We start from the raw sequence: 17,425 nt of genomic DNA, 5'->3' as shown, positions 1-17,425 counted from the left end.
CGGCGAGATCACTCCGCGGCGGCGGTCGCCGGCTGCTCGGCGGCAGGCGCGGCCGGCTCCGCGGCGGCGGGCTCCGCGGCAGCGGCGGCGGGCTCCGCGGCGGCGGCGGGCTGCTCGTCGGCCTTCTTCGGCTCCTCGAGCAGCTCGCGCTCCCACTCGGCCAGCGGCTCGTTGGCGCCGACCTGGCCGGCCTCGGGCTTCTCGTCCGCGCCGCGGTTACGGCCGGAACGGGCGATCAGACCGTCGGCGACGGCGGCGGCGACGACCCTGGTCAGCAGCTCGGCCGAGCGGATGGCGTCGTCGTTGCCCGGGATCGGGAAGTCGACCTCGTCCGGGTCGCAGTTGGTGTCGAGCACCGCGATCACCGGGATGCCCAGCTTGCGGGCCTCGTCGACGGCGATGTGCTCCTTCTTGGTGTCGACGATCCACACCGCGGCCGGGAGCTTCTGCATGTCCCGCAGACCACCGAGGGTCTTGGTCAGCTTGATCTTCTCGCGGGAGAGCTGGAGCGTCTCCTTCTTGGTGTAACCGGCGGCGGTGCCGCTCAGGTCACCCAGGGCCTCCAGCTCCTTCATCCGCTGCAGCCGCTTGTACACGGTCTGGAAGTTGGTCAGCATGCCACCGAGCCAGCGGTGGTTGACGTACGGCTGGCCGACCCGGGTCGCCTGCTCGGCGATGGCCTCCTGGGCCTGCTTCTTGGTGCCGACGAACAGGATGCTGCCGCCACCCGCGACGGTGGTGCGGATGAACTCGTACGCCTTCTCGATGTAGTCGAGCGTCTGGCGCAGGTCGATGATGTAGATACCGTTGCGCTCGGTGAAGATGAAGCGCTTCATCTTCGGGTTCCAGCGCCGGGTCTGGTGCCCGAAGTGCACACCGCTTTCCAGCAGCTGACGCATGGTCACGACGGCCATGGTGGGTTACTCCTATTTCGTCCCTGGTTGTCCGTCCGGCCGGTGGCCGGACGCCTGGCGCCCGGTCGCCGGCCAGGGTGGGCCCGGTACGTCAACCGGGACCAGGGAGGCCGTCGCCCCACGGAGAAGACCGTGGAGAGGGCACGCGAGGTCGACCGCGCGAGGCGGTCGCCAGTCGACCAGTGTACGCGCCGTCTCCGCTGCCCGGCCCTCGGGTGCGGAGCACGCCGTGCGGGCCGGCGCTCGCGGGCGTGGCCCGCCGCTCGCCGTGCCGGGGCCCGCGGGCGTTTCGTTCCCCTCAGCCCGCCGCAAGGGCGGCGGCGAGGAAGAGGACCAGCCCGACGGTCAGGTACGCGGTCGGCGGACGCAGCCAGCCCCGGCTGCCGTCGGCGAGCGCCAGCCCTCCGGTGCGCAGCCCGTACAGGCCGGTGCCGAAGATCGGCAGGCCCACCACCAGGAACATGCCCACCACGACGTGTGACGTCGACACCGGGTCACCGAACATGCCGTGCAGCAGCACCCGCACCGCCGGCGCCTCCAGCACCAGCACGAGCACCGCGAGCAGGATCGCCAGCGCCGGGCGCCGGGTCCGGTAGACGCCGTCACCGGGCGGCGGCCCGTCCGGTCGCGGCAGCACCGCGGGCATCGGGCCGGTCGGCATCTCCAGCGGATTCGGGCTCGCCGCCGGCTGGGCGGGACCGCCCGGGCGCTCGCCGATACGCAGCGGAGTGGGCTCGCCGGGGTTCAGCCGTCCCGCGGCGGACGGCTCGGTCCCGCCGTCCGGGCCCGCGGCGCCGGGCGGCGCCGGCTCGACGACCGGGTAGCCGCCGATCGGGCTGAGCCGAGGCTGATCGACGGCGCCGGCGACGCGGGCGTCAGCGCCGCCGGCCGGGTCGCCGCCGTGCGCGATGAGGCCGTACGGGTCGGCGCCGGCCGGGGCGGTCGACGGCGTACCGAGCGGGCTCGCCAGCGGGTTCCCGTGCGCGGCGGTGCCGAGCGCGTCGACGCCGCTGCGGGCCACCGGGCCGAGCGGGTCGGCCGCCGACTCCCGCGCCGCGCGACGAGCGGCTCGCGACCCGGGCAGCTCACCGGAGACCTCCGGGTCGTCCGGCCGCTGCGACCGCCAACTGCTCGTGTCGTCCACCAGCGGATCGGCGGCGGAGTAACGGCCCGGCTCGGCGTACCGGTTCTCACCGGCCCGCTGCTCAGGCGTGCGGTAGTCGTCGTCGCGGTAGCGGGGCTCACCCGCGGCGCGCCAGTCCGACTCGTATCCGCGGTCGCCCCAACGCGACCCCTGCTCATCCTCGGAATAGCTCCGTCGTCCGTCCACGACCGGCACGGTATGCGACACGCACCAGCCGCGCCATTCGGGCACCCGGCGATATCGGCCCAGGTCAGCGCCGATATCGCCGGGTTGCCATCGCACTACTCTGCGTGGTCGCAGGGCGTGAGGGTCCGCTCGTCATGCCTCTCCGTAGCAGATCGGACTCATGATCGTCGTTCCGTCCACAAGCCCACCCCTGTCCACAGGCGACCGGACCGGCCCACTCGTGATCACGGCCGCCGGACGCATCCTGACCGGCATGACGAACCGGAACCGAGCCGTCGGGGCGTACGGCGAGCGGTGCGCGCTGCGGCACCTGATCGAGGCGGGCCTGCGCCCGGTCGCCCGCAACTGGCGCTGTCCCGAGGGCGAGATCGACATCATCGCCTGGGAGGGCCCGGTCCTCGCCATCTGCGAGGTCAAGACCCGCCGTACCGAGCGGTTCGGCTCCCCCGCCGAGGCGGTCGTCCAGGCCAAGGCCCGCCGGCTGCGCGGCCTCGCCGCCCGCTGGCTCGCCGAGACCGGCACCACCGCCGACGAGGTCCGCTTCGACGTCCTCTCCGTCCGGCTCCCGCTCACCGGCCCCGCCCGCGTCGAACACCTCCGCGGAGCGTTCTGACATGGGGTACGCGAAAGTGCTGAGCGTCGGCCTGGCCGGGGTCGCCGGGCACCTCGTCGAGGTCGAGGCCGACCTTGCTCCCGGACTGCCCGCCGTGATCATCTCCGGCCTGCCGGACACCGCCCTGCACGAGGCGCGCGACCGGGTCCGCGCCGCGATCGTCAACTCCGGCCAGAAATGGCCCAACCGCCGCATCACCCTCAACCTGCTCCCCGCCACGCTGCCCAAGTACGGCTCGGCGTTCGACCTCGCCATCGCGCTCGCCGTCCTGGCCGGCGCGGGCGAGCTGCCGCCGGTGGCCCTGGACGCCACTGTCGTGCTCGGCGAACTCGGTCTCGACGGCACGGTACGCCCCGTCCGCGGCACGCTGCCCATGGTCGCCGCCGCCGCTCGCGCCGGGCACACCCGCGTCGTCGTACCCGCCGGCAACGCCGCCGAGGCGGCGGTCATCCCGGGAGTACGGGTGCAGGCCGTCGACACCCTGCACCGGCTCGTCGCCCACGTCCGCCACGGCAGCCCGCTGCTCACCCCACCCGGTCAGGTCCCGGTCGGCGGGCCGGCCGGACCCGACCTCGTCGACGTGGCCGGGCAGCCGCTCGGCCGGCGTGCCCTGGAGATCGCCGCCGCCGGGGGCCACCACCTCGCGCTGCTCGGCCCACCCGGCGCCGGCAAGACCATGCTCGCCGAGCGACTGCCGTCGATCCTGCCCGAACTGGACGACGAGGCCGCTCTGGAGGTGACCGCGCTGCACTCGATCGCCGGCCTGCTGCCACCCGGCGGCGGGCTGCTGCGCCGTCCCCCGTTCCAGGCGCCGCACCACACCGCCACGGTGCCCGCGCTCGTCGGAGGCGGCTCCGGGCTGGCCCGGCCCGGCGCGGTGTCGCTCGCCCACCGCGGGGTCCTGTTCCTCGACGAGGCGCCCGAGTTCAGCAAGGGCGCGTTGGAGGCGTTGCGGCAACCGCTGGAGAGCGGCCGGGTGCGGGTGGCGCGTACCCGCGGCGCCACAGAATACCCGGCCCGCACCCAACTGGTGCTGGCCGCCAACCCCTGCCCCTGCGCGAAGCCCTCGGGAGACGTCGACTGCGAGTGCCCGCCGCTGACCCGGCGACGCTACCTGGGGCGGTTGTCGGGTCCGCTGCTCGACCGGGTGGACGTGCAGGTCCGGTTGACGGCGGTACGCGCGGCGGAGTTGCTGAGCACCGACGCCGCGCACGAGTCCTCGGCCACCGTCGCCGCCCGGGTCGTCGCCGCACGGCACGCCGCGGCCGGCCGCTGGGCGGCCACCGGGCAACGGGTCAACGCCGACGTCCCCGGCCCCTACCTGCGCCGTCCGCCGTGGCACCTACCGGCCCGGGTCACCACGGATCTGCGCCGCCGGCTCGACACCGGTTCGCTGTCCGCGCGTGGCTACGACCGCGTACTGCGTCTCGCCTGGACCATCGCCGACCTGGACGGGCGGGACCGGCCCGGCCGCGACGACGTGGCGGAGGCCATCCAGCTCAGGACGGGAGAGGTCGGGTGAGCGCCGACGACCGCCGGCTGGCGCGGGTCGCGCTCACCTGGCTCGCCGAGCCCGGCACCCGCTCGGTGTACGCCCTGGTCGAGCGGATCGGCCCGGTCGCCGCGCTCGACCTGCTGCTGTCCGGCGAGGCGCCGGACCGGGCGCTGCGGTCGGCCGTGGCGGCACGCGGCGCCGCCGGTGACGCCCGCGCGGTGGCGGCGGAGGCGCTAACCCGCGGTGAACGGCTCGGGGCCCGGCTGGTCACCCCCGAGGACGACGAATGGCCCGCCCAGGTCGAGGATCTGCGACGGCTGACGCTGTCCGGGGCCACCCGGCGGGTCGACGCGGAGACCGATCCGCCGCTCTGCTTCTGGGTACGCGGAGCGTGGCCGCTCGGCGAGACTCTGGCGCGCTCGGTGGCGGTGGTCGGCGCCCGGGCGGCCACCCCCTACGGCGCGCACGTCGCCACCGAGCTGGGCTACGGCCTCGCCGACCGGGAGTGGACGGTGGTGTCCGGTGGCGCGTTCGGCATCGACGCCGCAGCGCATCGCGGGGCATTGACAGCGGGCGGACGCACCGTCGCCGTGCTCGCCTGCGGGGTGGACCGGCCGTACCCGATGGGCAACGCCGCGCTGTTCGACCGCATCGCCGACACCGGCCTACTGGTGAGCGAATGGACTCCCGGCGCGGAGCCGCTGCGCCCACGGTTCCTCATCCGCAACCGGGTCATCGCGGCGGCGACGAACGGCACGGTGCTGGTCGAGGCCGCCGCCCGCAGCGGCGCCACCCAGACACTCAACCGGGCGCTCGGCCTGCACCGGCCCGCCATGGTGGTGCCGGGCCCGGTGACCTCAGCGATGTCCGTCGGCGGGCACGAGGTGCTGCGGGAACAGCCGCGGGCCCGGCTGGTCACGAACGTCGCGCACGTGCTGGAGGAGGTGGGACGCATCGGGTACGACCTCGCTCCGCCCGCGCGAGCGCCCGAACGTCCACGGGACCGGCTCGACGAGGAGGCCACCCAGGTACTGGAGGCACTGCCCCGCCGCCGTGCCCTCGACCTGGAGAGCGTCGCGGCACGCGCGGGGATGGACCTGCGCACCACCATGCGCAAGCTGTCCATGCTGGAGGAACTGGCGATGGTGGTACGCCGCGACGACGGCTACGCCCTCGCACCGCCACCGGCAGCCCACCCGTGAACGCGTCAGTCGCCCTCGAACCGGATCTCGGCGTCGCGGCGCTCGGCGCATCGGTGGACGAGCCGGGCCAGCCGGCGGACGTGGTCGGCCTCCGCCTGCGCCCGGGCCACCTCGGCCAGGCACCGCAGCTCGGCGAGCAGCTGCGCCAGGCGCTCGGCGCCCACTGTCAGCTCACCGAGCGGGTCGACGCGGTCCAGCAGTGGGGTCCGGCCACCGCCGCGGACACGCTTGAGCAGGTCGAGCAGCAGATCCTGCGGGTCCGCCACCACCTCGATCGAGACGTACACGGGTCGGCGGCGGCTGTCGCCCGCGGATACCTGCCGGTAGAGGACGGCGTCCACTCCCACTCTCGGCCCTCCTCGTAGCGGCGTCACCGACGCGGGGACGCGTTCGCCCGATCGCGGCCGGATCGACCTCCGTCGGGGTCGGCTCGGGCCACGCTGCCCGCCGGTCGCCGCACCGGAGCGTGCCGCAGCATGAGTTTCCCCTGTCCAGACCCGCTTCTGCCACCCCACTCAGCGCGCCGGCAGGTAATCGACGCCGGGAGACGGGAACCACGGCCGGGCCGACACGGCGAACGGCGGGGATGGCGGCACGGCGAACGTGGGGCCTCCAGCCTTACGCTGGGGCGGTGACGGCTGTCCGCCTCCCCCGCCGCGAGCGCGTGCGCTCGGGCCGGATGCCGCGGTGAGCAGGCAGCGGCGCGGCACGCGGGACGCGCACGAGGAACTGCCTGCCTCGATGCGCGAGGCGGTGGACGACTTCGCCGACCACCTGTCGCGGGTGCGTAACCGCTCCGTCCACACCGTCCGGGCGTACGTCACGGATCTGGTGTCGCTGCTGGACCACGCGGCCCGGATGGGCTGCGCGGAGTTGCCGGAGCTGGACCTCGCCGTGGTGCGTAGCTGGCTGGCGAAGCAGCGGACCATGGGAGCGGCCCGGACGACGATGGCGCGGCGTGCAGCCGCGGCCCGGACCTTCAGCGCCTGGGCGCACCGGACCGGCCTGCTCGCCGACGACGTGGCGGCGCCACTGGCCAGCCCTCGGGCCCGGCGGGAGCTGCCCACCGTGCTGCGGGCCGACCAGGCCGCCGCTCTGGTGGAGGCCCCGTCGCGGCAGCGCCCGAGCCCGGCCGAGGCCGACCGCCCGAGGGTCCACCTCGACCGCGCCGGGCTCGGACGAAGGGTCGCCGCCGAATCGGCCGGCGACGCGCCGCCCGACGCGGTGCTGCTGCGCGACCGGCTGCTGCTGGAACTGCTCTACGGCACCGGGGTACGCGTCAGCGAGGCGTGCGGCCTGGACGTCACCGACGTCGACCAGGCCCGCCGGGTGGTACGTGTGCTCGGCAAGGGCGGGCGGGAACGCTCGGTGCCCTACGGGGTGCCGGCGCAGCGCGCGCTCGACACCTGGCTGCGCGACGGCCGGCCCGCCCTGGTGGCCCCGGGCTCGGGCCGGGCGCTGCTGCTCGGGGCACGGGGCGGGCGGCTCAACCCGACCACCGCGCGGCGGATCGTGTCCGGCTGGACCGAGGCCGCCGGTGTGCCCCGGGTGACGCCGCACGGGCTGCGCCACTCCGCCGCGACGCATCTGCTCGAAGGGGGCGCGGACCTGCGGGCCGTGCAGGAGCTGCTGGGGCACTCGTCGCTCGCCAGCACCCAGATCTACACGCACGTCTCGGTGGAGCGGCTCCGCGCCGCGTACCGGCAGGCGCACCCCCGCGCCTGACCGCCGCGAGCGCACAGGCAACGCCGGTGGAACACCACGGGTGTCTACGGCGCGCAGGACACCCATCACGTTCCACCCGAGCAGGCGGGGCGGGCGGGCGGCGGAGCGGTTGGCGGGCGAAATCGACCGGGCATGATCCATCTCGGGCTAGGATCGGCGGATGACGGTGCCGCAGCCGCCCGAGCCGATTCCCGGTGCTCGGCTGCTCTTCTCCCTCGATCCCTCCGTCAGCCACCTCAATCACGGCTCGTTCGGCGCCGTACCCATCGCCGTGCAACGCGCCCAGCAGCGCCTGCGCGACGAGATGGAGGCCAACCCGCCGCGGTTCTTCACGCGGGGCCTGGTCGACCGGATCGCCCACGCCCGGCGGCACCTGGCCGCGTTCCTCGGCGCCGACCCGGACGGCACCACGCTCGTCGGTAACGCCACCGCGGGCGCGGCCGTGGTGTTGCAGTCGCTGGGGCTGCGCCCGGGCGACGAGATCGTGACCACCGACCACGGGTACGGCGCGGTGGCGCTGTCCGTCGCCCGGGAGTGCGCCCGTACCGGTGCGGCGTCCCGCACCCTGCCGGTGCCGTCGACCGCCACCGACGAGGAGGTGGTCGAGATCATCCGCGACGGGCTGCGCCCCGGGCGCACCCAGCTGCTGATCGTCGACCAGCTCACCTCGCCGACCGCCCGGCTGTTCCCGACCGCGGCAATCGTCGCGGTGGCCCGGGAGCAGGGCGTGCCGGTGCTGGTCGACGCCGCCCACGCACCGGGCATGCTGCCGGCCACCGTCGCGTCCGTCGGCGCCGACTTCTGGGTCGGCAACCTGCACAAGTGGGCGTACGCGCCACGCGGCACCGCCGTGCTCGTGGTGGCGCCGCAGTGGCGGGAGAGGATCCAGCCGCTCGCCGTCTCGTGGGAGCAGGACAGCGGCTTCCCGGTCCGTGTCGAGTGGCAGGCGACGCTCGACTACACCGGCTGGCTGGCCGCCCCGGTGGGCCTGTTCACGTTGCGCAGCCTGGGCGTGGACCGGGTACGCGCGCACAACGCGGCGCTGGCCGCGTACGGGCAACGGGTCGTCGGGGACGCGCTCGGTGTGGCGCCCGAACGGCTGCCGGAGCCCGGCGGACCGGCGGTCGCCATGCGGCTCGTGTCGCTGCCGCCCGGTGTGGCGACCACGCTCGACGCGGCCCGGGAGCTACGGACCCGGATCGCCGAGCGGATCGCCGCAGAGGTGTCGATCGCCGCCTGGAACGGGCGCGGCTACCTGCGGCTGTGCGGCCAGGTCTACAACACCCCCGACGAGTACGACCGACTGGCCGTCCGGCTGCCCACGCTGCTCGCCCAGGGCTGAGCGGCCCGCGCGCCGACCGCCGACCGGCGCTCGTCGGTCACCGGCGGCATCGGTCACCTGGTGACGTCGCTCAGCCGGCGACGTCGGCGAGACCGCCGGAGACAGGGTGCAGCGGGAGCAGCCGGACACGACCGAGGCCGAGCAGTGCCAGCGGGTCGAGGTATTCCGCGTCGCGGCGCAGCCCCCAGTGCAGGCAGGCCGCCTCGGCACAGCCGGGGTGCCCGGCGAGCAGGGCGCCGACCGGCGTGCCGGCGTCCACAGGGGTGCCGGCGGTGAGCCGGGAGCGGACCGGTTCGTATGTGGTGCGCAGGCCGTCGGAGTGGCCGACGGTGAGCACCGGCCGGCCGGCGACGGCGCCGGCGAACAGGACGGTCCCGGCGCCGGCCGCCAGCACCGGCGCACCCGGCGCGGCGGCGAGGTCGACGCCCCGGTGCCCGGACAGCCAGGGCTGCGGCGGCGGGTCGAACCGCCGCACCACCCGTGGCGTACCGGCCAGCGGCCACCGGAACCGGCCAGTGGCACCCGCAGGCGAACCCGACGACGGCCCGACCGCGAGCGAGTGGGCCCCCGGTCGAGACGACGGTGCCGCCCGGGACGGCACGGAGGCGCCCGGCAGGCAGGCGACGAGGAACAGCACCACCAGCCCGGCCCTGCCGGCATGAGAGATAGAAGGGCGCACGCCGGCCACCCTGCCGCCCCGAGCACCGGCCCGCGAACCCCACCCGACCGGCCTGTGGACAACGCCCGGCTTGTGGACGAGCGCCGAAATCGGAGCGGATCTGCTACGGCCCGCACGCCTATGCTGGCCGGGTGACGAAGGACTGGTACGCCTGGCACAGCGACTACGACCAGCCCGAGTCCGCACTGGCGCGGCGGCTCGCCGAGGTGCGGCGGCGTGTCTCCGACGCGCTGGACGCGGCGCCGTCCGGTCCGCTGCGCGCGCTGAGCCTGTGCGCGGGTCAGGGCCGCGACCTGATCCCGGTGCTGGCCGCCCATCCCCGGGGCGGCGACGTGACCGCGCGCCTGGTCGAGCTGGACCCGCGCAACGCCGATCTGGCCCGTCGCGCCGCCGCCGACGCGGGGCTCACCGGCGTGGAGGTGGTGACCGCTGACGCCTCGCTGACCGACCGCTACGCCGATCTGGCCCCGGCGGATCTGGTGCTGGTCTGCGGCATCTTCGGCAACATCGGCGACGACGACATCCGGGCGACGGTGCGGCACTGCGCCTCGCTCTGCACCACCGGCGGCACGGTGCTGTGGACGCGGCACCGGCGCGAGCCGGACCTGGTGCCGGTCATCTGCGAGTGGTTCGCCGAGGAGGGCTTCGAGCCGGTCGCCGTGGGCAGCCCGGCCGACGGCGTGGGCGTCGGCGCGCACCGCTTCACCGGCACACCCCGCCCGCTGCCGCCAGGGGTGCGGATGTTCCAGTTCGTGGGCTACGACGTGCTGGAGCGGACGGAGCAGCGATGACCACAGTGGACGACGTCAGCCGGCCCTCTCGCCTGGCCGGGCCGGACGAGGCGATCAGCGCCGAGGAGCTCCAGCTCGCCGCGCGCAACCACGGCATCCCGCTGGAGGCGCTGCGGTACGACGTGACCCCGGCGGGCCTGCACTACCTGCTCATCCACTACGACATCCCGGACGTCGACCCGGCGGCGTACGCGTTGAGCGTCTCCGGCGCGGTCGAGCGTCCACTGCGGCTGGACCTGGCGGCGCTGCGCGACCGGCCCCGGGTGACCCACCGGGTCACGCTGGAGTGCGCGGGCAACGGCCGGGCGCTGCTGCGTCCCCGTCCGGTCAGCCAACCCTGGCTGGTGGAGGCGGTGGGCAACGCGGAGTGGACCGGCACGCCGCTGGCGCCACTGCTGCGCGAGGCCGGCCTGTCCGGCGACGCGGTGGACGTGGTGTTCACCGGCGCGGACCACGGGGTGGAGCGCGGCGTCGAGCAGGACTACCAGCGGGCGCTGCCGGTGGCCGACGCGCTGCGCGAGGAGGTGCTGCTGGCGTACGAGATGAACGGCGCTCCCCTGCTGCCGCAGCACGGGGCGCCGCTGCGCCTGATCGTGCCCGGCTGGTACGGCATGGCGCACGTGAAGTGGCTGCGCGACATCACTGTGACGACGGAGCCGTTCGACGGCTACCAGAACGCGGTGGCCTACCGGCTGCGGCGCGACGCCGACGACCCGGGTGTGCCGGTGACCCGGATCGAGCCGCGTGCCCTGGTGCGTCCGCCCGGGTTCCCGGACTTCATGTCCCGCACCCGGGTGCTGCGTCCCGGACCGTGCACTCTGGACGGCCGGGCCTGGTCCGGCCACGCGCCGGTGACCTCGGTCGAGGTGACGGTGGACGGCGGCGAGACGTGGGCGCCGGCGGTCCTGGACGAGCCGGCCGGTGGCGAGTGGGCGTGGCGCCGGTGGTCGGTGAGCTGGACGGCCACGCCGGGGCGGTACGTGCTCGGCGCCCGGGCGACCGACGCCTCGGGGCGTACCCAGCCGGTCGAGCAGTCGTGGAACCGGGGCGGGTTCGCGAACAACCTGGTGCAGCGGGTCGAGGTGGTCGTGCCGGCGGAGTGATCCGGGAGCGTTCCGCCGCCTGCGGTCAGCTCCCGAATCCGGAATCTGCGGGAAGCGAGATGTCGGGCTTTTCGAGCTCTTCCACATTGACGTCCTTGAACGTCATCACTCGAACATTCTTGACGAAACGGGCAGGACGGTACATGTCCCACACCCAGGCGTCGTGCATCTCGACCTCGAAGTAGACCTCGCCGTCGGAGTTGCGCACGTGCAGGTCGACCTGGTTGGCCAGGTAGAAACGGCGCTCGGTCTCCACCACGTAGGAGAACTGGCGGACGATGTCGCGGTACTCCCGGTAGAGCTGCAGCTCCATCTCGGTCTCGTACTTTTCGAGATCTTCCGCGCTCATCGCACTCCGCCTTCCATGACCACATCTTCCCCCACCGACGCCGGAGGTCGCGGCTGCTCGCCCAACGCCACGCCGACGGTACCCCCTGACGCGCCGCCGCGCCCCATCGGCTCGTCTGGGCGGCCGGCGAACACGCCGGGCCCCAGGCCCGGCAGCCCGGCCACGGGCTCGGGCGGCGCCCCGCCGGCGTCACCCGCCGGGCGGCGGGCGCGGGGAGGCCGGCCGTCCCGTCCGGAGACGGCGGCCACGTTCACGTACGAGAAGCGGTGTTCCCGGCAGGGCCCGAGCGCGCGCAGGGCGGCGCTGTGCTCGGCGGTGATGTAGCCCTTGTGCTCGGCGAACCCGTAGCCGGGGAACCGCCCGTCCAGCTCCACCATGATCCGGTCCCGGGTGACCTTCGCCAGCACGCTCGCCGCCGCCACACACGCGGCCACCCGGTCGCCCTTCCAGACCGCCAGGCCCGGCACGTCCAGCCCGTCGACGCCGAAGCCGTCGGTCAGCACGTACTCCGGGCGGGTGGTGAGCGAGGCGAGCGCCCGCCGCATCGCGGCGAGGTTGCACACGTGCAGCCCGCGCGCGTCGACCTCTTCGGCCGGGATGACGACCACGGCGTACGCCAGGGCCCGTGCCACCACCTGCTCGTAGACGCGCTCGCGGGCGGCGGCGGTGAGCAGCTTCGAGTCGGCCAGCTCGTCGATCTCGCCGCGCCGGCCCTCGGGCAGGATCGCGGCGGCGGCCACGAGCGGCCCGGCGCAGGCGCCACGACCGGCCTCGTCGGCGCCCGCCACGTGCCGGAAGCCGCGCCGCTGCAGGGCCCGCTCCAGCGCGTAGAGGCCGCCGTCACGGCGGACCACGGTGCGCGGCGGGGTCAGCATGCGCCGCCTCCCGCCAGTACGGCGCCGAGCCGGCCGGGCAGGTCCGGCGGGTAGTAGCGCTCGGCGCAGGCGGCCAGCTCGGCGACCGGCCACCAGCGGTGCCCGTGCACGCTCGCCCGTTCGACGTCGTTGAAGCCCGCGGTGTCGACCTCCCAGCCCGACACCCGGACCAGGTAGAACTGCTGCTCCTGGCGATACCAGACACCGTCGAACGGGAACTCGACGGTGTCCGACCAGACCGGCGTGCCCAGCTCGGCCGGGGCCAGCCGCAGGCCGGTCTCCTCGGCCAACTCCCGGGCGGCGCCGTCGGCCGGGGGCTCCCCCGGCTCCAGCCCGCCGCCGGGCGTGAACCAGTAGCGGTGGCCCGGCCGGGCCGGATCACTGCCCTCGAACAGCAGCACCCGGTCGGACGCGTCGACCAGCAGCACCCGGGCCGCGCGACGAGGGGTGAAGACAGTCACCGGAACAGCCTGCCAGACGCCTGTGACGAACGACCACGCCCCTCCGCCGCCGGCGCCGGGCCGACGTGCCGGCGCGTGGCGCGGGCCCGCTCAGGGATTGGGGATCCCGTCGAACTGCTCGGGCACGGTGAGCCAGGTCGCGCGGCTGACCGGCCAGAAGATCGTGAAGGCCCGCCCGACGACCTCGCCCTCGGGGATGGTGGCGACGTTGATGTCCTCGCCTGACTGCTGCCAGTGCTCGAGCGAGTCGCCGGACGCCTCCCGGTGGTCACCCATGACCCACAGGCGCCCCTTCGGCACGGTGATGTCGAAGTCCTGGTCGGCGGGCTTGTTGCCGGGGAAGATGAACGGCTCGTCGATCGGCTTGCCGTTGACGACCAGCCGCTCCTGTCCGCCGGTGCGGTCGCAGCAGACCACGTGATCGCCGCCGACGCCGATCACCCGCTTGATGAAGTCCTCGCCGTCGGGGTTGCCGCTCCACTCGGTGGGCGCCTTGAAGACGATCACCTCCCCCCGGTGCGGCGAGCGGAAGTCGTAGACCAGCTTGTTGACAAGCACCCGGTCGTCGATCTTGAGAGTGTTCTCCATGGACGGTGACGGGATGAAGAAGGTCTGCAGCACGAAGGCACGCACCAGCACCGCGACCAGAATCGCCACGCCCAGGAGGATGGGCAGCTCCTTCCAGAAGGAGCTGCGGGGCTTCTCGGTCTGCTCGTCGATCACGGGAGGAGCCTACGTCGCCCGGTGCGGCGCGGTCGTCCCGAACCCGCCAGAACGGTGAGCGTCGCCGCGACCGGAAGGATCAGGACGACCCCGCCGAGCGGGTCGGGATCCACCGGGACCGGCCGGGCCGGCGCGGCCTCCGCGCGCGGCACGCTGGTGAACGTCTCCGGTACGGGCAGGGTGGTCCATCGCTGCGACGGCCAGACGATCATGAAGGCGCGGCCGACCACGTTCTCGATCGGCACCGGCCCCTGACACCGGGCGTCCTGCGAGACCAGCCGGTGGTCCCCCATCACGAAGATCTGCCCCGGCGGCACCACCACCTCGGTGAACTGCCGCGACCGGCACTCCTTGGGATTGGGCGGCAGCTCGACCGGGGAGTCCTCGGAGACGTACGCCTGCTCGTCCAGCGGCACCCCGTTGACCACCACCCGGCCGTCGTCGCAGCACCAGATCTTGTCGCCCGGTACGCCGATGACGCGCTTGATGAAGTCCTTCTCGCCGGGGCGGCTGACGCCCACCAGGTCGCCGAGCGTACGGCCGACCCGGCCGGCGAAGTTGGCCGGCGGCGCGGGCGCCTCCTGGGCGACCCAGCGGTCGGTACCCCGGAAGACCACCACCTCGCCGCGGACCGGATCGCGGACGTCGTAGACGACCTTGTTGACGAGCACCCGGTCGCCGATGAGCAGCGTGTCCTCCATCGACCCGGACGGGATGAAGAACGCCTGGAGCAGGAACGTGCGGATCAGCACCGCGAGGCAGAACGCCACGATCAGCAGCAGCGGCAACTCCTGCCAGAGCGGCATCTGGCGGCGGCCACGCCGGGCCCGTCGGCGCCAGGGGTCGGCGGCGCCGTCCTCGTCAACCATCTGCACCATGCCACTCTCCGGTCCGCGGAAACGACACTACCGCCCGGGAGTCCCCTCGGAGACCCCACGGGCGGTAGTGGACCGTTTCGCACCGTCCGGTCGCGCCCGTACCGACCAGAGTAATGCGATCCGGTCGATACGACATCCGCGCAGCTCGGGCGGCGTGGCGTACGGGAATTCAGTTCGCCGGCTGCTTCTCCCGCAGCTCCTTGATCTTGGCCTTCTTGCCGCGCAGCTCACGCAGGTAGTAGAGCTTGGCGCGACGCACGTCACCGCGGGTCACGATCTCGATCCGGTCGATGCCCGGGCCGTTGAGCGGGTAGGTCCGCTCCACGCCGACGCCGAAGCTGACCTTGCGGACCGAGAAGGTCTCGCGCAGACCGTCACCCTGGCGGCGGATGACGACGCCCTGGAAGATCTGGACCCGGGACCGGTTGCCCTCGACGACCCGCGCGTGCACCTTGACGGTGTCACCGGCACGGAAGTCGGGCAGGTCGGTACGCTTCGACTGGGCGTCAAGGGCGTCCAGGATGTTCATCGCTGCGTCCTCGTGAGGCTCACGGCGCATCGTCAGTCGATGCGCGGATGGGTGATTCTGACCCCCGGGCGACCGGCGAGACCGGCCCCGGCCGAGGGTCCTCGCATCCGCTCACGGCGTGGGCGGATGCGGCAACCCCTCTACTTTGCCACATGCCCCGGTGACGAGGAAAATCCGCCCCGGTCCAGCGCGGCCCGGTCCCGCCCGTCGAGCGTCCCGGGGGCCAGCGCTTCGATCATGTCGGGGCGCCGGGCCGCGGTCCGCAGCAGCGACTCGTCCCGCCGCCAGCGGTCGATCCGGGCGTGGTCGCCGGAGCGCAGCACCTCGGGCACGTCCAGCCCGCGCCAGCTCGCCGGCTTCGTGTACAGCGGGGCCTCCAGCAGGCCGTGCGCGTGCGACTCCTCGTCCAGCGACCCGGCGTTGCCCAGCACGCCGGGCAGCAGCCGGGTGACCGCCTCCAGCATCACCAGCACCGCCACCTCGCCGCCGAACAGCACGTAGTCGCCGAGGGAGACCTCGGTCACCGGCATCCGGCTCGCGGCGTGCTCCAGCACCCGCTGGTCGATGCCCTCGTACCGGCCGCAGGCGAACAGCAGGTGCGACTCGGCGGCCAGCTCGTGCGCCATGGCCTGGGTGAACGGGACGCCCGCGGGCGACGGCACGAGCAGCCGGGGCAGCGTGTGCCCGTCCGGGCTCAGCTCACCGGGCGCCAGCGCGTCCAGCGCCTCACCCCACGGCTCCGGCCGCATGACCATGCCGGGACCGCCGCCGTAGGGCGTGTCGTCGACGGTGCGGTGCACGTCGTGGGTCCAGGTCCGCAGATCGTGTACGGCCAGCCGCAGCGTGCCGTTCGCGCGGGCCCTGCCGATGAGCGACAGGTCCAGCGGGGCGAAGTACTCGGGGAAGATCGACACGATGTCGACGCGCATGCGGTGGCTCCAGCCGGAGGTCGAGAGCTAGAGATCGAGCAGGCCACCGGGCAGGTCGACGACGACGCGACCGCCGGCCAGATCCACCTCGGGCACGATCGTCTTGACGAACGGGACAAGCGCGGTACGCCCGTCGGGACGCCGCAGCACCAGCAGGTCCGACGCGGGCGCGTGGTCGATGCGGGTCACCTCGCCCACGTGCTCCCCGTCCCGGGTCACCACGGCGAGCCCGACCAGCTGGTGGTCGTGGAACTCCTCCGGGTCCTCCGGCGGGTTGACGTCGGCGCTGTCCACGCCGAGCAGCGTGTTGCGCAACGCCTCGGCGACGTCGCGGCCCAGCACGCCCTCGAAGACCACCAGCAGGCGGCCCTGGTGCCAGCGGGCCGACTCGACGGTCAGCGTCGGCGGCACCCGCCAGGCGCCGGGCTCCGACGGGGTCACCCCCGGCTCGGTGGTCAACACCGAACCGGGGGCGAACCGTGCTTCGGGCTCATCGGTGCGCACTTCCACGGTGACCTCACCGCGGATGCCGTGCGGTTTGCCGATCCGGCCGACGACGAGAAGCATCAGTACGAGTCGACGATGTCGACGCGTACCCCACGCCCGCCGATGGAGCCGATCACCTGGCGCAGTGCCTTGGCGGTCCGGCCGGACCGCCCGATCACCGTGCCGAGGTCCTCGGGGTGCACGCGGACTTCGAGGCGCTTGCCCCGACGGGAGTCGACCATGCGCACCCGGACGTCGTCCGGGTGGTCGACGATGCCCTTGACCAGGTGCTCCAGGGCGGGACGCAGTGCCATGTCAGGCCTGCTCGCCGGACTCGGCACCGGTCTGCTCCTCGGCCTTGGGGGCCTCGGTCTTCGGCGCCTCGGCCTCCGGCTTGGCGGTCTCCGGCTTGGCGGCCTTCTTGGCCGGCTTGGCCGGGGTGTCCGCCACGCCGGCGGCGGCCTTCGCCTCGGCCTCGTACGCCGCCTTGCGGTCGGCCCGCTCGGGGGCGACCTTCAGCGGCGGCGGGGCCGGCAGGCCCTTGAACTTCTGCCAGTCACCGGTCAGCTCCAGCAGGCGCTGCACGGCCTCGCTCGGCTGGGCGCCGACCGACAGCCAGTACTGGACCCGCTCCGACTTGACCTCGATCACCGAAGGGTCTTCCTTCGGCTGGTACACACCGACGAACTCGATCGCGCGACCGTCACGCTTGGTGCGCGAGTCGGCGATGACGATGCGGTACTGCGGGTTGCGGATCTTGCCCATCCGCAGGAGCCGGATCTTTACGGCCACAGTTGTTTCGCTCCTGTTGCGATCTCACCGGCCCGTTCGGGCGGTGTGGCGGGTGAGCGCCGACCGGCACAGTGGGGTTTGGGCCGGAGACTGCTCGGTGAACTGGCGACGCGCCCGGGTTAGAGGGCGCCGGACGCGCGCCGGATACCAGCGGTCCATTCTGCCAGATGCGGCCCGGAACTCTCACACCGGACCCGGACATCACGCCC

General features: G+C 74.0%; 21 protein-coding genes. 7 read left to right on the top strand and 14 right to left on the bottom strand.

Going from position 1 to position 17,425, the window contains the following annotated elements:
* Positions 1–8: 8 nt before the first annotated feature.
* A complete protein-coding gene (gene rpsB, locus ACFYO8_RS18335) occupies positions 9–914 on the bottom strand; it encodes a 30S ribosomal protein S2 (protein ID WP_354865747.1) in 906 nt (301 codons plus the stop codon).
* Between the two features lie 298 nt (positions 915–1,212).
* Positions 1,213–2,253 carry a hypothetical protein gene (locus tag ACFYO8_RS18330; protein ID WP_387187514.1) on the bottom strand — a complete coding sequence of 347 codons (1,041 nt, stop codon included), beginning with the start codon at positions 2,251–2,253 and terminating at the stop codon, positions 1,213–1,215.
* Between the two features lie 244 nt (positions 2,254–2,497).
* Here ACFYO8_RS18330 and ACFYO8_RS18325 point away from each other — a divergent pair, with 244 nt between their 5' ends.
* Genes ACFYO8_RS18325 through ACFYO8_RS18315 form a run of 3 tightly spaced genes read left to right on the top strand, consistent with a single transcriptional unit; the run spans position 2,498 to position 5,554 of the window.
* Complete coding sequence (locus ACFYO8_RS18325; protein WP_355096899.1) at positions 2,498–2,857, top strand: YraN family protein; 360 nt, start codon at positions 2,498–2,500, stop codon at positions 2,855–2,857.
* Position 2,858: 1 nt separating this feature from the next.
* On the top strand, positions 2,859–4,379 hold the full coding sequence (locus ACFYO8_RS18320) for a YifB family Mg chelatase-like AAA ATPase (RefSeq protein WP_354865753.1): 1,521 nt from the start codon (positions 2,859–2,861) through the stop codon (positions 4,377–4,379).
* Positions 4,376–5,554 (top strand): DNA-processing protein DprA, encoded by a 1,179-nt coding sequence (locus ACFYO8_RS18315; protein ID WP_354865755.1) that lies wholly within the window; start codon positions 4,376–4,378, stop codon positions 5,552–5,554. The genes ACFYO8_RS18320 and ACFYO8_RS18315 overlap by 4 nt, the downstream gene beginning before the upstream one ends.
* 5 nt (positions 5,555–5,559) lie before the next feature.
* Here the strand turns inward: ACFYO8_RS18315 and ACFYO8_RS18310 are convergent, their stop codons facing one another.
* The gene (locus ACFYO8_RS18310; RefSeq protein ID WP_355095848.1) at positions 5,560–5,901 is read right to left on the bottom strand and encodes a hypothetical protein; all 342 of its coding nucleotides are present in this window, start codon (positions 5,899–5,901) and stop codon (positions 5,560–5,562) included.
* 394 nt (positions 5,902–6,295) lie between these two features.
* Here ACFYO8_RS18310 and ACFYO8_RS18305 point away from each other — a divergent pair, with 394 nt between their 5' ends.
* Both ACFYO8_RS18305 and ACFYO8_RS18300 read left to right on the top strand, forming a co-directional pair.
* Entirely contained in the window at positions 6,296–7,279 is a 984-nt protein-coding gene (locus ACFYO8_RS18305; RefSeq protein ID WP_354866016.1) for a tyrosine recombinase XerC, read from the top strand.
* Positions 7,280–7,439: 160 nt separating this feature from the next.
* The gene (locus ACFYO8_RS18300; RefSeq protein WP_354865759.1) at positions 7,440–8,621 is read left to right on the top strand and encodes an aminotransferase class V-fold PLP-dependent enzyme; all 1,182 of its coding nucleotides are present in this window, start codon (positions 7,440–7,442) and stop codon (positions 8,619–8,621) included.
* 70 nt (positions 8,622–8,691) lie between these two features.
* Here the strand turns inward: ACFYO8_RS18300 and ACFYO8_RS18295 are convergent, their stop codons facing one another.
* The gene (locus tag ACFYO8_RS18295) at positions 8,692–9,300 is read right to left on the bottom strand and encodes a murein hydrolase activator EnvC family protein (protein ID WP_387187424.1); all 609 of its coding nucleotides are present in this window, start codon (positions 9,298–9,300) and stop codon (positions 8,692–8,694) included.
* Between the two features lie 131 nt (positions 9,301–9,431).
* Between ACFYO8_RS18295 and ACFYO8_RS18290 the strand changes: the two genes are divergently transcribed.
* Positions 9,432–10,091, top strand: coding sequence for a methyltransferase domain-containing protein (locus ACFYO8_RS18290; RefSeq protein ID WP_354865761.1), 660 nt, complete (start codon positions 9,432–9,434; stop codon positions 10,089–10,091).
* The gene (locus ACFYO8_RS18285) at positions 10,088–11,194 is read left to right on the top strand and encodes a sulfite oxidase (protein ID WP_354865763.1); all 1,107 of its coding nucleotides are present in this window, start codon (positions 10,088–10,090) and stop codon (positions 11,192–11,194) included. Before ACFYO8_RS18290 ends, ACFYO8_RS18285 begins: the two co-directional genes overlap by 4 nt.
* A 25-nt stretch (positions 11,195–11,219) precedes the next feature.
* Here the strand turns inward: ACFYO8_RS18285 and ACFYO8_RS18280 are convergent, their stop codons facing one another.
* The 10 genes from ACFYO8_RS18280 to rpsP all read right to left on the bottom strand — a co-directional run bounded on the left by ACFYO8_RS18280 (position 11,220) and on the right by rpsP (position 17,216).
* Complete coding sequence (locus ACFYO8_RS18280) at positions 11,220–11,543, bottom strand: DUF2469 domain-containing protein (RefSeq protein WP_011905215.1); 324 nt, start codon at positions 11,541–11,543, stop codon at positions 11,220–11,222.
* On the bottom strand, positions 11,540–12,418 hold the full coding sequence (locus tag ACFYO8_RS18275; RefSeq protein ID WP_354865766.1) for a ribonuclease HII: 879 nt from the start codon (positions 12,416–12,418) through the stop codon (positions 11,540–11,542). The genes ACFYO8_RS18280 and ACFYO8_RS18275 overlap by 4 nt, the downstream gene beginning before the upstream one ends.
* Entirely contained in the window at positions 12,412–12,879 is a 468-nt protein-coding gene (locus ACFYO8_RS18270) for an NUDIX domain-containing protein (RefSeq protein ID WP_354865768.1), read from the bottom strand. Before ACFYO8_RS18270 ends, ACFYO8_RS18275 begins: the two co-directional genes overlap by 7 nt.
* Positions 12,880–12,969: 90 nt before the next feature.
* On the bottom strand, positions 12,970–13,602 hold the full coding sequence (gene lepB / locus ACFYO8_RS18265; protein ID WP_354865770.1) for a signal peptidase I: 633 nt from the start codon (positions 13,600–13,602) through the stop codon (positions 12,970–12,972).
* Positions 13,599–14,480 (bottom strand): signal peptidase I, encoded by an 882-nt coding sequence (lepB, locus tag ACFYO8_RS18260; RefSeq protein WP_354865772.1) that lies wholly within the window; start codon positions 14,478–14,480, stop codon positions 13,599–13,601. Before lepB (ACFYO8_RS18260) ends, lepB (ACFYO8_RS18265) begins: the two co-directional genes overlap by 4 nt.
* A gap of 169 nt (positions 14,481–14,649) precedes the next feature.
* Complete coding sequence (rplS, locus tag ACFYO8_RS18255) at positions 14,650–15,009, bottom strand: 50S ribosomal protein L19 (protein WP_354865774.1); 360 nt, start codon at positions 15,007–15,009, stop codon at positions 14,650–14,652.
* Positions 15,010–15,149: 140 nt separating this feature from the next.
* Positions 15,150–15,938, bottom strand: coding sequence for a tRNA (guanosine(37)-N1)-methyltransferase TrmD (gene trmD, locus ACFYO8_RS18250; protein WP_354865776.1), 789 nt, complete (start codon positions 15,936–15,938; stop codon positions 15,150–15,152).
* Between the two features lie 27 nt (positions 15,939–15,965).
* Entirely contained in the window at positions 15,966–16,505 is a 540-nt protein-coding gene (rimM, locus tag ACFYO8_RS18245) for a ribosome maturation factor RimM (protein ID WP_354865778.1), read from the bottom strand.
* Positions 16,505–16,765 carry an RNA-binding protein gene (locus ACFYO8_RS18240; protein WP_030500803.1) on the bottom strand — a complete coding sequence of 87 codons (261 nt, stop codon included), beginning with the start codon at positions 16,763–16,765 and terminating at the stop codon, positions 16,505–16,507. Before ACFYO8_RS18240 ends, rimM begins: the two co-directional genes overlap by 1 nt.
* Complete coding sequence (rpsP, locus tag ACFYO8_RS18235; RefSeq protein ID WP_354865780.1) at positions 16,740–17,216, bottom strand: 30S ribosomal protein S16; 477 nt, start codon at positions 17,214–17,216, stop codon at positions 16,740–16,742. Before rpsP ends, ACFYO8_RS18240 begins: the two co-directional genes overlap by 26 nt.
* Between the last annotated feature and the right edge of the window lie 209 nt (positions 17,217–17,425).

Origin of the sequence: Micromonospora sp. NPDC005257 (assembly GCF_042872445.1) — a bacterium.
In the GTDB taxonomy this organism is placed as follows: Bacteria; Actinomycetota; Actinomycetes; order Mycobacteriales; family Micromonosporaceae; genus Micromonospora.
The sequence above is the reverse complement of the archived record's forward strand: the minus strand, read 5'-3'. Positions and strand labels throughout refer to the sequence as shown.